General features: G+C 67.7%; 15 protein-coding genes and 1 pseudogene. 10 read left to right on the top strand and 6 right to left on the bottom strand.

Annotation, left to right across the window (positions count from 1 at the left end; genetic code table 11):
* On the bottom strand, positions 1–243 hold a 243-nt coding region (locus NS3_RS14140; RefSeq protein WP_157101326.1), incomplete at its 3' end, for a helix-turn-helix domain-containing protein.
* A gap of 359 nt (positions 244–602) precedes the next feature.
* Here NS3_RS14140 and NS3_RS14135 point away from each other — a divergent pair.
* The 4 genes from NS3_RS14135 to NS3_RS29100 all read left to right on the top strand — a co-directional run bounded on the left by NS3_RS14135 (position 603) and on the right by NS3_RS29100 (position 3714).
* On the top strand, positions 603–1814 hold the full coding sequence (locus NS3_RS14135; protein WP_307609958.1) for a cytochrome P450: 1212 nt from the start codon (positions 603–605) through the stop codon (positions 1812–1814).
* Positions 1815–1843: 29 nt separating this feature from the next.
* Positions 1844–3079: a cytochrome P450 family protein gene (locus NS3_RS14130; protein ID WP_067859451.1), complete on the top strand. Its 1236-nt coding sequence runs from the start codon at positions 1844–1846 to the stop codon at positions 3077–3079.
* 63 nt (positions 3080–3142) lie between these two features.
* Positions 3143–3433, top strand: a complete 291-nt coding sequence (locus NS3_RS14125; RefSeq protein ID WP_067859447.1) for a hypothetical protein — start codon at positions 3143–3145, stop codon at positions 3431–3433.
* A gap of 110 nt (positions 3434–3543) precedes the next feature.
* Positions 3544–3714: a hypothetical protein gene (locus NS3_RS29100; protein WP_157101325.1), complete on the top strand. Its 171-nt coding sequence runs from the start codon at positions 3544–3546 to the stop codon at positions 3712–3714.
* Between the two features lie 518 nt (positions 3715–4232).
* Here the strand turns inward: NS3_RS29100 and NS3_RS14115 are convergent.
* Both NS3_RS14115 and NS3_RS14110 read right to left on the bottom strand, forming a co-directional pair.
* Positions 4233–4586 (bottom strand): VOC family protein, encoded by a 354-nt coding sequence (locus NS3_RS14115; RefSeq protein ID WP_067859441.1) that lies wholly within the window; start codon positions 4584–4586, stop codon positions 4233–4235.
* A 128-nt stretch (positions 4587–4714) separates the two neighbouring features.
* Positions 4715–5818, bottom strand: a complete 1104-nt coding sequence (locus NS3_RS14110) for a Fic family protein (protein ID WP_245649604.1) — start codon at positions 5816–5818, stop codon at positions 4715–4717.
* Positions 5819–5915: 97 nt separating this feature from the next.
* Here NS3_RS14110 and NS3_RS14105 point away from each other — a divergent pair, with 97 nt between their 5' ends.
* On the top strand, positions 5916–6263 hold the full coding sequence (locus tag NS3_RS14105) for an SRPBCC family protein (RefSeq protein ID WP_218018231.1): 348 nt from the start codon (positions 5916–5918) through the stop codon (positions 6261–6263).
* 65 nt (positions 6264–6328) lie between these two features.
* On the opposite strand, the gene NS3_RS14100 is transcribed toward NS3_RS14105, so the two are convergent.
* Together NS3_RS14100 and NS3_RS14095 are read right to left on the bottom strand one after the other, a co-directional pair.
* Entirely contained in the window at positions 6329–7366 is a 1038-nt protein-coding gene (locus NS3_RS14100; protein WP_245649603.1) for a PQQ-dependent sugar dehydrogenase, read from the bottom strand.
* Between the two features lie 268 nt (positions 7367–7634).
* Positions 7635–8006: a hypothetical protein gene (locus NS3_RS14095; protein WP_157101324.1), complete on the bottom strand. Its 372-nt coding sequence runs from the start codon at positions 8004–8006 to the stop codon at positions 7635–7637.
* Between the two features lies 1 nt (position 8007).
* Between NS3_RS14095 and NS3_RS14090 the strand changes: the two are divergent.
* The 4 genes and pseudogenes from NS3_RS14090 to kdpA form a co-directional block, all read left to right on the top strand.
* A pseudogene (locus NS3_RS14090) lies at positions 8008–8490 on the top strand (CoA-transferase); the annotation flags it as partial.
* A gap of 169 nt (positions 8491–8659) precedes the next feature.
* On the top strand, positions 8660–8839 hold the full coding sequence (locus tag NS3_RS14085; protein ID WP_067859435.1) for a hypothetical protein: 180 nt from the start codon (positions 8660–8662) through the stop codon (positions 8837–8839).
* Entirely contained in the window at positions 8836–8934 is a 99-nt protein-coding gene (kdpF, locus tag NS3_RS14080; protein ID WP_067859432.1) for a K(+)-transporting ATPase subunit F, read from the top strand. The genes NS3_RS14085 and kdpF overlap by 4 nt, the downstream gene beginning before the upstream one ends.
* A 6-nt stretch (positions 8935–8940) precedes the next feature.
* The gene (gene kdpA, locus NS3_RS14075) at positions 8941–10641 is read left to right on the top strand and encodes a potassium-transporting ATPase subunit KdpA (protein WP_067859429.1); all 1701 of its coding nucleotides are present in this window, start codon (positions 8941–8943) and stop codon (positions 10639–10641) included.
* A 95-nt stretch (positions 10642–10736) separates the two neighbouring features.
* Here the strand turns inward: kdpA and NS3_RS14070 are convergent, their stop codons facing one another.
* The gene (locus tag NS3_RS14070) at positions 10737–11831 is read right to left on the bottom strand and encodes an RNA-guided endonuclease InsQ/TnpB family protein (RefSeq protein WP_218018236.1); all 1095 of its coding nucleotides are present in this window, start codon (positions 11829–11831) and stop codon (positions 10737–10739) included.
* Between the two features lie 118 nt (positions 11832–11949).
* On the opposite strand from NS3_RS14070, the gene kdpB reads away from it, so the two are divergent.
* Positions 11950–14031, top strand: coding sequence for a potassium-transporting ATPase subunit KdpB (gene kdpB, locus NS3_RS14065; protein ID WP_067859423.1), 2082 nt, complete (start codon positions 11950–11952; stop codon positions 14029–14031).
* The last annotated feature ends 3 nt before the right edge of the window (positions 14032–14034 follow it).

Here is a 14034-nt window from a genome sequence, read left to right as displayed (position 1 = left end):
GTCCTCCGTGCTTTGCAGAATCGACCAGAAGCGCTCTGTGTCAACAGCATCGGCTTGATGGAGCTTCCGATCCATCCTGGCGGCGTAGGGGGCGGTGAGCTGGATGGTTTGTCGACGCCTCTCCCACTTCCGCACCGCCTCGGCAGACACGCCGGTGTGGGCTGCGAAGGCTTCTCGACTCATGCCCAGCGCTTGCCTGAATGCGGCGACCTCGCGTCCGGTCCATAGCCCACGCGCCTGCATCCGGTTCCCCCTCACCACCGCCGAGTGCACCGAGGGTACCCCCGGAGTGCCTCGTCTGTACCTGGTCTGACCTGCACCGCCGCGAAATAGTTGAACCAGCTCGCCACCAGGTCGAAGACGCCCTGAGCTCACCGTCGGAACCCAGATCGCCACAAGCGATTCCGTCGCTGCCGGCTCTGCTGAACCTGGCTTCAGGTGCGTGGTTCCGATCGTGTCGTTGTTCCGCGCCAGCCTGCGGCCGAAGCGGGTTTGCCGACGTACCGCGCACCTTATCCAACTCCTCGGATTTCGGAGTACCTGTCTTGCTCACAACATCATCCGCAGTCTCTAGAAGGTGTCCGGCTGGTTACGGCTCACCTGTGCTCGCAGACAACGCGTTCCGCGTCTCGATGTACACCGAGCAGTTCGCGGTCAACCCGCACGCCGTCTACGCGCAGATGCGCGAGCGGTTCGGATCACTGGTTCCGGTATGGCTCGCGCCGGGCGTCCCCGCAACCTTGGTGATCGGGTACCGGACCGCCCTGGAGATCCTGCACGACCCCGAGCATTTCCCCACCGACCCCCGCACCTGGCAGCAAGACATCCCACCGCACTGCCCGGTGTTGCCGATGATGCAGTGGCGCCCCAACGCCCTGCGCAGCACCGGCCCCGAGCACGCCCGATACCGCTCCGCCACCGTGGCCGCGCTCGACCGGGTCGACCTCCACGCCACCCACGCCGTGGTCGAGCGCATCGCCCTCGACCACATCAACCGGTTCTGCGAACGCGGCTACGCCGACCTGATCGGCGAGTTCGCCTTCCCGCTGGTCTTCGACGTGATCAGCGACCTGCTGGGATGCGACCCCGACCTCAGCGAGCAAGCCGCCACCGGTATGGCGATGGTCTTCGACACGACCGACGCCGCCGAGGGGAACCGGCTGCTGGTGGAGGCGCTGGCCGAACTGGTCCGCCGCAAACGTGCCCGGCCGAGTCGGGACGTCACCTCCTGGCTGGCGGCCCACCGCGCCGGTCTCACCGACGAGGAACTCGTCCACCAGCTGGTCACCCTCTACGGCGCGGCGAGTGAGCCGTTGACCAACCTGATCGCCAACGCGCTGCTGTCGATGATGACGCGCGCCGATTTCGGGGGTGATGTCGCCGGTGGGGCGTGCTCGACCCGGGACGCGCTCGAGCGCGTGCTGTTCCGTGACCCGCCGATCGCGAATTTCTGCATGTCCTATCCGCGTCGGCCGCAGTTGATCGGCGGCGCGGTGTGGGTGCCCGCGCATCAGCCGGTCGTGATCAGCCTGGCCGCGTGCAATACCGATCCGGACATCGTGGGCGGCGATATCCGGCACAACGCATCGCATCTGGCGCTCGGTGCCGGACCGCACAGGTGCCCGGCGTCGCGGCTGGCTCATCTGATCGCCGGGGACGCGATCGATCAGTTCCTCGACGCCCTGCCGGAGATCGTGCCTGCGGTTCCCGCAGACCAGCTGCGGTGGCGGCCCGGACCGTTCCACCGGGCGCTGGAAACGCTGCCTGTCGTCTTCGCGCCTGTTCCGCCGCTGGCTGTACCCACCGGCCGTTGACATCCATCCGACTCGAGAAGGCAAACGTGATGACCGATCTTCAGTCCGCCCCCACACCCGTCGTGCTCGATGTCACCGGGACCGATATCGCCGGTGAAGCGGCCCGGCTGCGTGAGCTGGGGCCGTTGGTGCCGGTGGTGCTGCCCGGCGGGATACGTGCCTGGGCGGTGACCGATGCCGACCTGGTGAAGGATCTGTTCGTCGATTGGCGGGTGTCCAAGGACGCCCATCGGCATTGGCCGGATTTCGTCGCCGGACTGGTCCCGCCGGACTGGCCGCTGATCTCGTGGGTGTCGGTGCGCAATATGTTCACCGCCTACGGCACCGACCATCAACGGCTGCGCCGACTCGTCGGGCCCGCCTTCACCGCGCGCCGGATCGACTTGCTGCGGCCGCAGATCAGGCGGATCGTCACCGAGTTGCTCGACGGGCTGGCCGCGCGGCCCGCGGGGGCGGTGGTGGATCTGCGGGAGGAGTTCGCGGCGCAGGTGCCGTTGCGGGTGATCACCGCGCTGATGGGTGTCCCGACGGACCTGCGGGATGGGCTGCGGGTGTGTGTCGGGGAGATCTTCTCGACTGCGCCGCACCGTGATCCGCGAGTCACGTTCGCCGAGATGGTCGACATCCTGACCACGCTCGTGGCCCGCCGCCGGGCCGAGCCGGGGGAGGACATGACCAGTCTGCTCATCGGTCATCGCGACGACGGGGACCGGCTGAGCGAGGAAGAGCTGGTGCACACGCTGCTGCTGATGATCAGCGCCGGCTACGAGACCACCGTGAACCTGCTCGACCAGGCGGTGTGTCAGTTGCTGCGCCGCCCTGAGCTGCTGGTTCGGCTTCGTGCCGGGCGGATCAGCTGGTCGAGTCTCGTCGAGGAGACCTTGCGGTGGGCGCCGCCGGTGGCGAATCTGCCGCTGCGGTACGCGGTCGTGGACATCGATGTGGCGGGCAGACGGATCAAGGCCGGGGAGGCCGTTCTCGCCTGCTTCGCCGCCGCCAACCGCCGCTCGCACGGATCCGACGCCGACGATTTCGACCCGGCCCGCCCGAGCAACGAGCACCTGTCCTTCGGCTACGGCCCGCACTACTGCCTCGGCGCGCCGCTGGCCCGCCTGGAAGCCGGGATCGCGCTGCCCGCGCTGTTCCACCGGTTCCCCGACCTCACGCTCGCCGTCGCGCCGGAAGCGCTCGAGCCGTTGAGCAGCTTCGTCGCCCACGGTCATCGGTCGCTGCCCGTGCGGCTGTCCGCGGACTCCGGCCGGTGAGGGCGCTACGGCGCGAGCGAGGCGGGGCGGGGTGGTCGGGCGGTCGGGGAGGGGAGTGCCGTCATGGTCGCTGACAGTCCGGAGCCGATGTCGCCTGTCGGCGGCGTCATCCCGATCACCCATGCCTTCACCATTCGTGATCGCACGGCCACCGACCGGCTCCGCCAAGACAATCCGCACTGGCCCGTGCGCTCACCGGTCGACGCCGCGAAAGTGCTGCTCCTGCACGGCCGATGCCCTTGGCACTGCTCGACCCGAGTCGCGGCGATCCTTGTCAGCGCCGACGACTACCGCTACTTCCGCGACCGCGGACTGATGGAAGGTGACGAATGGGCACCGCAGTCGGACTGGTGAACCTCGGTATGAGTGAGTGCGAGGCCCTCGATCGGACCGCGCTTGCCGAGTTGGCCGTCCAGCACGGTTGCCGCCTCGCCACCGTGATCACGGTCGACGAAAACACATATATGCCAACCACACTGATCGCCCATACCGCGCACGCGGTCGGTGCCGTCGTGATCCTCGCCCCGAGCATGGCGCACTTCGGCTCGGCCTCGAAGGCGCTCACACTGGCCTGCACGCTGATCGCGCCACGGACGGTTGTCCCGCGCACACCGGGCTGGTCGCCCTATCGGTGACCACTGAATGGCAGAAGCTTTTCGCGGCGTCGGCATGGATGGAGCACGGGGAGGGCTGGAATGATCGCAGCACCGTTGGCGGTTGCTTCTCTCGCGCAGTTCATGATCGTGGCAGAACCGGAGGTCTCAGTAAGTCAGCGCAATTCCAGAACACCGGCGGTGCTGTCGATCGGACTGCATCCCGGCGCCGTGGACTACAGCACCAGGATCGAACCCGCCGCGATGGACGATGCGAGGAACTGCGCGCGGCGCTCGCCACCGAACTCCCGGGCGATCAGTAGCGCGGTCACGGCGGCCGCGAAGGCTGCCGGGATGCACAGTGCCAGCAGGGAATTCGGTGCGAGTTCGCCGGCGATCCGGGCGAGCAGCGGGCTCAGCGGCGGATGGTCGGGGTAGCCCCAGGCCGGATGGCCGACCGGATTCGCGGATGTAGAACTCGTCGCGGTGGAAACCGTATCGCCCTGCGCAGGCGAGCAGAATCGAGCCGGGCGGGCGGGAAATCTGCTGGGGCGGACGGGTCAGTCGTGGTGGGCGACGATGTTGACCACGGTGCCGTCCGGCGCGCGGACGAAGAACCTCCGCACGCCCCACTCCTCGGTGGTGAGCGGGTGCACGATCTCATAACCGCGTCGGCGGGCCTCCTCGTAGGCGGCGTCGAGGTCGTCCACATGGACGGAGATGGCCGAGTCCTCGGGTGCGGTGGCATCGCTCGTCACCAGTTGCACGTGGGCGCCGGTCGTGGGCGAGGTGAACCGGGCGACCCAGCCGAGATCGAACTCCTCGGTGCTCAGGCCGAGGAAATCGGTGTAGAAGCTCTTCGCGGCGCCGATGTCGGCTACCGGAAGGTTGGTCGATATGCGGTTCACTCGCATGCGGATCTCCTGCCAGGTCGGATGTCTCGATGATTGTCCGGGTGATGCCGCATGTCGACCCGTCGCGGCGCGCCGGGCTATGAGCACATGGGTCTGCTGCGGTGTGGATCTCAACGACCGCATGCGTCCTACGGCGTGGTCAGCAGCTGCAGAAACTCGCGGTTGACGAATACCCGGTCACGCCCGACCTTCAGGTTCTGTAGCATTCCGGCCTGCGCCAAACCGTTCAGCCACGATGTGGCGGTGGGTCGAGAAATGTTGCAGCGCTGCATGACCGTCGCGATCCTGCAGTACGGTTGTTCGAAGAGTACGGCCTGGAATTCGGAGTCGCCGCCGCCTCGGGACACCGCGCGGGCGCGGGCGGAGAAGTCGTCCTGGAGTTCACGGATCGCGGTGATCTTGCTCAGCGTGGTCTCGGAAGTTCGGGCGACACCTTCGAGGATGTAGAGCAACCACGGCTCCCATGCCGCCTCGGCGGTGACAGCGCGCAGCCGGTCGTAATACTGCTGCTTGGTATCGATGATGTAGCGCGACAGGTAGAGCACCGGCAGCCGCAGCAGGCCCGCTTCACACAGCATCAGCACATTCAGAATCCGGCCGGTTCGGCCGTTGCCGTCGGAGAAGGGGTGGATGGCCTCGAATTGGTAGTGCGCGGCCGCCATGGCGATCAGTGGGTCGATGCCATCGTCGGAGTGGACGAAGCGTTCCCATTCGGCGAGCTTGGTGGCGATCACCTCCCTGCCCTCGGGCGGGCTGTAGATGACGGCACCGGTGAGTGGATTCCCGATCCGGGTGCCGGGCAGTGACCGCAGCTGCATGTCGCGGCCCTTGATCGTGCTGCACACTTCCACGGCTGTCGATGTGGTCAGGCCACGGGCTGTCACATGGTCGTGGCCGATGCGCAGGGCACTGCGGTAGCGCAGAGTTTCACGAGTAGCCGCGTCGGCGTTCGCGTCGTCGTCGGCATGTTGGAAGAGGGCGTCGGTGGTGGTGACGATGTTCTCGATCTCGGAGCTGGCCTGGGCTTCCAGGAGTGGGATCGTATTGATCAGCACGGTCGGGTTGGGTATGGCCATGGCCGCTTGGTCGAGCTGAGCGAGGGTCCTGTTGGCGCGGATCGCGGCTTTGAGCACGTCATGGGTCTCGAGGTCCGCCGCATGCGGCACGGGCGGAAGATCGTTGTAGGGAACCTCGGGCTGCCACGTGGTCATGTGCACGAAGGTGTCACGCATCGTTCCATATGTAAAGTTTTTCGGATTTTTTTTACACGTTCTCTGGACATGTCAAATCTCTTGTCATATCCGTTCGGGACCCCCGTGGGGCAAGCAGGTGACATTCGCCGACCCGGACGGCAACGGCTACGTCCTGCAGACCGGATTCTCCGGGCAGATCGCCTGCCGAGTGCTGGAGTGCACGCCGCCGAAGCGGCTGCGCATCAGCTGGGCCGACGCGGCCGATCCGGACCGGATGGCGATCGAGGTCACTTGGACGCTGCAGCCCGAGGAGACGGGCACTCGCCTCTTTCTCGAACACTCCGGGTTCGACCCGGATGATCCCACCCGGCAACTCGCTCGCCGGTTCATGAACGGCGGCTGGCGTAGTCATGTGCTCCGACTCCTCGTCGACCCCGCCGGGAAGCGGTGGCCGAACCGAGGCGTTCGATTGCCGTTGAGGTGAGTTTCCAGCCGGGGTGACGGTGCGTGGGTGCGTTCAGTCGACGGGAAGGCCGGCGGCTTCCGCTTTCACGAGTTCTGGCGGGGGAAGCGGAGGACCCGGTCGTCTCCGTCCCGGACGTCGCCCCGGCCGTCGGTGTTGGAGGTGGTGAGCCACAGGGCGCCGTCCGGGGCGACGGTCACAGTGCGGACTCTGCCGTAGGTGCCGTCCAGGACGGCGCGTGGTTCACCTGTCGTTCCCGCGCTCAGCGGCGCCGTCCACAGCCGCTTCCCACGCAGTGCGGCGACGTAGAGGGTGTCACGGGTGATCGCGATGCCGGACGGTGATGCTTCCGAGGGCGTCCAGATCAGCAGCGGGTCGGTGTATCCGTCGTCCGCTCCGCCCCCGCCCTGCACCGCGGGCCAGCCGTAGTTCCTGCCGGGTTCGATCCGATTGATCTCGTCGAACAAGTTCTGGCCGAATTCGGCGGCGAAGAGGCGACCGGCACTGTCCCACGCCAGGCCCTGGACGTTTCGGTGACCGAGGCTGTAGACGGGGGAATCGGTTGTCGGGTTACCGGGTGCGGGCGAGCCCTCCGGGGTCAGGCGCAGGATCTTGCCGTTCGGTGAGGTCGGGTCCTGGGCGAGGTCGGGGTCTTCGGCGTCGCCGGTGCCCGCGTAGAGCATGCCGTCGGGGCCGAAGGCGATCCGGCCGCCGTTGTGGTTGTCCGCCTTGGCGATTCCGGTGAAGATCGGTTGCGGGGCGCCGTCGAGCCGGAAGCGGACGATGCGGTTGTCGTCGGCGGCGGTGAAGTAGGCGTAGACGTAGCCGTCGTCGGCGTGGGTGGGGGAGAGGGCGAGGCCGAGCAGGCCGCCTTCGCCCTCGGCGACCACGCCGGGCACGCGGTAGACCTCCTGCGGGGGTCGGCCTTGTTCGATGCGCAGAATGCGGGCGGTGTCGCGTTCGGCGACCAATGCCGCGCCGTCGGGGAGGAACCCCAGGCCCCAGGGAATATCTATGTCACGAGCGATCTCCGCCTCCGGCTCGAATCCTGGAATCTCGCTGCCCGCAGTCGGTACTTGTGTGCTGCTGTTGTCCTCCGATGCGGAGCAGGAGGAGGCAAGCACTGCCAGTGTCGCAGCCGCCGCGAGCCCGGCCCGGCCGAGCGATGATCGGCGCCCGCCCGAGCGTCCATCGGCTCTCCGAGGGCGGATGGACGCAGGATCTCTGGTTCTCGTCATCGTCGCTCCAAGACGGGCGGCTTCGTTGTCGACTCGCCCGACCGTACTCGGGTCGCGGTCGGGAGTCACCCACTCGATGGAGAAGGCTGCCGTCGAAAGTGTCCAGCGAGGGTGTGCCGTGTGCTGTGGGCTGACGAGCGGGCTGCCGCCGAGGTCACAGTACGGTTCGCGCTCGACGGCCGGATGCGTTGGTGCCCTGGTTCTCGGTCGAGGCTCTGGGGGCGTGCGGCTCTGAATCAGGACTATGGGCCAGCTGCGAAAATTCGACCGACGTCCATCGTCTGGAGGTGCCGGCGCACACGTTCGGCGAACCCCCCGGCTCCTGCCGCCCGCAGGGCCTCGGGCAACGCTTTCCCTTTCCGCGTAACCAGTAGACGAGTTGCTCTTGTGCCACGGTGCGCACGAGTGCCGGATTCGAGTCGTCGATGAGTTCGAAGAAGGCGTCGGCGCCGTAGACCTCGTAGGTCAGGGCGTCGGCGTCATCGAAGGTGAAGTCGTGACCATTCGCGGTCAGGACGATGTCCATCGCGGGCAAGGTCCCGGTGATCGAGACGCCGGGAGCGTCGTACTTCCACCACGCCGATTCCTTCGCCATGATGCGCGGCGGCCATCTCGACGTGTGCGTGCTCGGTGCCTTCCAGGTCTCCGTGAGTGGTGACCTCGCCAACTGGGATACCGGCAAGCCCGGCTCGATCCCCGCCGTCGGCGGCGCGATGGACCTGGCCATCGGGGCGAAACAGGTCTTCGTGATGATGTCGCTGTTCACCCGCGACGGGACCTCGAAGCTGGTGGCGGAGTGCACCTACCCGCTCACCGGCCGGCGCTGCGTCAGCCGCGTCTACACCGACCACGCGGTCTTCGAGATCACCGGCGACGGCGTGCGGGTGCGGGCGACCTACGGGATCTCCCTCGACGAACTGCGGAGCCGGACCGGAGTGGCGCTGCGGGGGTGGTCTCTGCCTCCACCACGGCTGACGCGGTATCCACCGTGCGTCTGCCGCCGGGCGTGATCCATCCACAGCGGCTCTGAAACGGGGGGCGGCGGCGCTGTAAAGATCGCGTAAGGACCGCCCGCCCGCCCGTCAAGATTCCGCCAGGATCGGCGCCCGGCCTCCGATTCCGACGCATCGTGTGCTCAGGACGCCGATCGGCGTCTGTGTTCCGACGCAAGGATGAGAGATGGCTGACGCCGCCTACGTGGTGTTGATCTTCGCGGGCTTCCTCGCCTGCGCGCTGGTGTTGCGCGCGATCAACGGGCGAGCCGGGGGCGGGCCTGTGGCGCCCCGCGTTCTCGACCGAGACAGCGACGCGCACGGTCCCGACGGCCAGGCGCTCGATGGTGCGGGGACGGACCGATGACCTGGGCGGGGGTCACGAGCGTGGCCTTGCTGCTCATGGCAGTGGCGTCGGTGGTCTACCTGCTGACGGCGTTGCTCGACCCGGAGAGGTTCTGAGGTCGGATGTCACCCGCTTTCGCCGCGGGACTGCAGATCGCCGTGGTCGTGGCAGTTCTCGCGCTCGTCTATGTACCGCTCGGTGACTACCTGGCCCGGGTGTACACCACCGAGGGAGATCTGCGGTCGAAGGACCTGCGGGTCGAATCGCTGTTCTACCGGCTGGCCCGCGTCGACCCGCGGGCCGAACAGACCTGGTACGGGTACGCGGGCAGCGTGCTGGGCTTCTCACTGGCCGGTGCCCTGTTCCTCTATGTCCTGCAACGCGTTCAGGGTGTTCTCCCGCTGAACAACGGGCTGGACGGGGTGAGCCCGGCGGTCGCGTTCAACACCGCGATCTCCTTCGTCACCAATACCAACTGGCAGTCCTATGTCCCGGAGACGACGATGAGCCCGCTCACCCAGTCCACCGGGCTCGCGGTGCAGAACTTCGTCTCCGCGGCCGTCGGCATGGGTGTCGCGGTCGCGTTGATCCGCGGCTTCGCCCGTACCGCGCGCGGCGGGGAGATCGGCAACTTCTGGGTCGACCTCACTCGCGGCACGCTGCGCATCCTGCTGCCGCTGTCGTTCGTGGTCGCCCTGATCCTGTTGAGCCAGGGAGTCGTCCAGTCCTATCGCAGCGGTTTCACCGCCACCGGCCTGGACGGGCACGCGCTGACCGTCGCGCTCGGCCCGGTCGCCTCCCAGGAGGCGATCAAGGAACTGGGCACCAACGGCGGCGGCATCCTGGCCGCCAACTCCGCCCATCCCTTCGAGAACCCCACGCCGGTCAGCAATATCGTCGAGATCATCGCGATCCTGCTCATCCCGGTCGCTCTGACCCGCACCTTCGGCACGCTCGTCGGTAATCGCCGCCAGGGGCTGACAGTCCTCGCGGTGATGGCGCTGATCTACGCCGCGGTCCTCGCGGTCACGCTCGCCGCCGAATCCGGCGCGCGCGGCGCGGCGGCGACCGCCGCGGGAACCATGATGGAGGGCAAGGAAGTTCGCTTCGGCATTCCGGGCTCGGTCCTGTTCGCGGTCACCACCACCGGCACCAGCACCGGCGCGGTGAACTCCGCGCACGACTCCATGTCCCCGCTCGGCGGCGGCGCGGTGCTGCTGAACATGCTCTTCGGCGAGATCGCGCCCGGCGGGGTGGGCAGCGGCCTCTACGGCATGCTGATGCTCGCGGTGCTCGCGGTGTTCGTCGGCGGGCTGCTGGTGGGACGCACCCCGGAATTCCTCGGCAAGAAGCTGCGCCGCCGCGAGATCACCATGGCCGCGCTGTCGGTGCTGGTGATGCCCGCGCTGGTGCTGGCGGGCACCGCCGTGACGGTGATCCTGCCCGCCACCGGCAGCGCCCTGGGCAACTCCGGCGATCCGGGAACACCCGGCGCCGTCCACGGCTTCACCGAAGTGCTCTACGCCTACGCCTCGGCGTCGAACAACAACGGCAGCGCGTTCGGCGGGCTCACGGTGACCAGCGACTGGTTCCAGTCGTCGCTGGGCATCTGCATGCTGCTCGGCCGGTTCCTGCCGATCCTGTTCGCGCTCGCCCTGGCCGGTTCGCTGGCCGCGCAGCAGCGCACGCCCGCGAGCGCGGGCACCCTTCCCACCGCGGGCGTGGGCTTCGGTGGTCTGCTCACCGGCACCACCGTCCTCGTCGCGGCGCTCACTTTCTTCCCCGTCCTAGCACTGGGACCGATCGCGGAGGCACTGCATTGACTACTCCCCGCCTTGAAGGACGGGGATTCCTGCTTCTCCGCCAGTTGCCCGCCCGGATTACTCCGTTGAGGTCTTACACCGACTCGACAGGCGTTTTATCTCTCTGCCAGCCCGGCAGCGAGGATGTTCTTCGCGGCGTTGATGTCTCGGTCGTGGACGGTCCCGCAGGCGCAGGTCCATTCGCGGACATTCAACGGCATCGCTGCCCGCAGCGCCCCACAGGCGGAACACATTTTGCTGGAGGGGAACCAGCGGTTCACCAACAGCAGGTCGCGCCCGTACCAGGCGCACTTGTATTCCAGCATCGTTCGCAGTTGCCGCCACGACGCATCCGAGATCGCGCGGGCCAGCGAATGGTTGGCAACCATGCCGGACACGTTGAGGTCTTCGAGGGCGACCGCTTGGTTCTCACGGACGAGCCTCGTCGACAACTTGTGCAGGTGATCGGTACGGCGATCAACGATCCGGGCGTGAATCCGGGCCACCTTGCGACCGGCCTTCGCTCGGTTCGACGACCCCTTCTCCTTGCGCGAAAGCCCACGCTGGGCTTTCGCCAACTTCACCCGGTCCCGCCGTTCATGGCGCGGGTTGGTGATCTTCTCCCCCGTGGACAGGGTGAGCAGGGTGGCGAGCCCGGCGTCGAGGCCGACCATGCCGTCGATAGCGGGCAGGGCCTCGAGGGTCTCTTCGACCAGCAGGGACACGAACCAGCGGCCCGCACTGTCGCGGGACACGGTGACCGTGGTGGGTTCCGCCCCTTCCGGCAGGGGGCGAGACCAGACGATATCGAGCGGGGTCGACATCTTCGCCAACGTCAACTGTCGGTCACGCCAACGGAAACCGGACCGGGTGTACTCGGCCGACGCGCGGGACTTCTTACGCGACTTGAAACGCGGGTACCGCGCGCGCTTGGCGAAGAAGTTCGCGTACGCGGTTTGCAGATGCCGCAGCGTCTGCTGCAACGGCACCGACGACACCTCGTTGAGGAACGCCAGATCCGCTGTCTTCTTCCACTCGGTGAGCGCGGCAGAGGACTCGGTGTACTTCATACTCCGCTGCTCGGTGGCGTAGACACGGGCCCGTTCCTCGAGCGCTTTGTTGTAGACCAAGCGCACACACCCGAACGTGCGAGCAAGCTGTTCAGCCTGCTCGCTGGTCGGATAGAAGCGGTACTTGTACGCCCGCTTCACCACTTCCCCCACGCCTCACACACTACTACCCCACAATGTGAGCCCCTGAACCCCACAGGAAGGAGATAGGCGCTTCCTCCCCGCCGTGAACGCCGGGGTCTCCGCGCCTGAATACACGATGACATCGTTACTCGAACGGCCGCACCGCGCGGGCCGTCAAGGGTTCGAGCCGCGCCAACTCGCCGAGGCGCTGCCGGGCGCTGTCGGGAAACTGGATCCGCGCCGGATGGCGCGCAATCCGGTGATGTTCGTGGTGTTCGCCGGCTCGGTGGTCACCACCGTGGCCGCGGCTGTCGAGCCGAGTGTGTTCGCCTGGTTCATCGCGGCCTGGCTGTGGTTCACCGTCCTGTTCGCCAACCTTGCCGAGTCGGTAGCCGAGGGGCGCGGCAAGGCCCAGGCGCAGGCGCTGCGGAAAACCAAGCGGGAGATGACCGCTCGCCGCGTCACCGACCACGGCGGGGATCTGGTGGCCGCCACCGACCTGCGGGTCGGTGATCTGGTCGTGGTCGAGGCGGGGGAGTTCGTTCCCGGCGACGGCGATGTGATCGAGGGCATCGCCACCGTCGACGAATCGGCCATCACCGGCGAATCCGCGCCGGTCATCCGCGAATCCGGCGGCGACCGGTGTGCGGTCACCGGCGGCACCACCGTGCTCTCGGACCGGATCGTCGTGCGGATCACCGCCCAGCCGGGCCAGACCTTCGTCGACCGCATGATCGCGCTGGTCGAGGGCGCGGCCAGGCAGAAGACGCCCAACGAGATCGCGCTGAACATCCTGCTCGCCGCGCTGACCGTCGTCTTCCTGCTCGCGGTCGTCGCGCTCGGCCCGATGAGCGCCTACGCGGGCGTCGAGCAGGGGCCGGTCGAATTGATCGCGTTGCTGGTGTGTCTCATCCCGACCACCATCGGCGCGCTGCTGCCTGCCATCGGCATCGCGGGCATGGACCGGCTGGTGCAGCGCAATGTGCTGGCCAAGTCCGGTCGCGCCGTCGAAGCCGCGGGCGACATCGACACGCTGCTGCTGGACAAGACCGGCACCATCACCTTCGGCAACCGCCGCGCCACCGCCCTGCATGTCGCGCCCGGCGTCACCCAGGCCGAACTGGCCGCCGCGGCCCGGCTGTCGAGCCTGTCCGACGGCACGCCGGAAGGTCGAAGCATCGTCGAATTGTGCTCGGCGCGTTTCGGTCTCGCCGCCGAACCCGACGCCGCCGAGCAGCGCGCGGAGTTCGTCCCGTTCAGCGCGCACACCAGGATGAGCGGTCTGGACATCGGCCCTGACACCGACGCGGGAGGCGACGGGCCGGTGCTGGTTCGCAAGGGCGCCGCCGACGCTGTGCGCACCTGGGTGCGTGACCGGGGCGGGCCGCTTCCCGAACAGCTCACCGATCTCGTCGACCGCATCGCCCGCATCGGCGGCACCCCGCTGGTGGTGGCGCGCGCCGACGCGGCGGGCACCCGCGTGCTCGGGGTGATCGAACTGTCCGACGTGGTGAAACCCGGTATGGCGCAACGCTTCGATCGCCTGCGGGCGATGGGCATCCGCACCGTGATGGTCACCGGCGACAATCCGCTGACCGCGAAGGCCATCGCCGCCGAAGCGGGCGTCGACGACTTCCTCGCCGAGGCCACCCCCGAGGACAAACTCGACCTCATCCGCGCCGAACAGCGGCAGGGCCGCCTGGTCGCGATGACCGGCGACGGCACCAACGACGCGCCAGCACTGGCCCAGGCCGACGTGGGCGTGGCGATGAACACCGGCACGTCGGCCGCCAAGGAGGCGGGCAATATGGTCGATCTCGATTCCGACCCGACCACCCTGATCGAGATCGTCGAGATCGGCAAACAGTTGCTCATCACGCGCGGCGCGCTGACCACCTTCTCGCTGGCCAACGATCTGGCGAAGTACTTCGCCATCCTGCCCGCGCTGTTCAGCGGTCTCTACCCGCAGCTGTCGGCGCTGAACATTCTCGGCCTGGCGACGCCGCAGTCGGCGATCCTGTCGTCGGTGATCTTCAACGCGCTGGTGATCGTGGCGTTGATCCCGCTGGCCTTGCGTGGCGTGCGCTACCGGCCCGCGAACGCCTCGACGCTGCTCGGCCGCAATCTGCTCGTCTACGGCGTCGGCGGGGTGATCACGCCGTTCCTCGGGATCTGGCTGATCGACCTCGTGGTGCGCCTCGTTCCGGGAATCGGGTGAAAC

This window comes from Nocardia shimofusensis NBRC 100134, from assembly GCF_001613125.1.
GTDB lineage: Bacteria > Actinomycetota > Actinomycetes > Mycobacteriales > Mycobacteriaceae > Nocardia > Nocardia shimofusensis.
The sequence above is the reverse complement of the archived record's forward strand: the minus strand, read 5'-3'. Positions and strand labels throughout refer to the sequence as shown.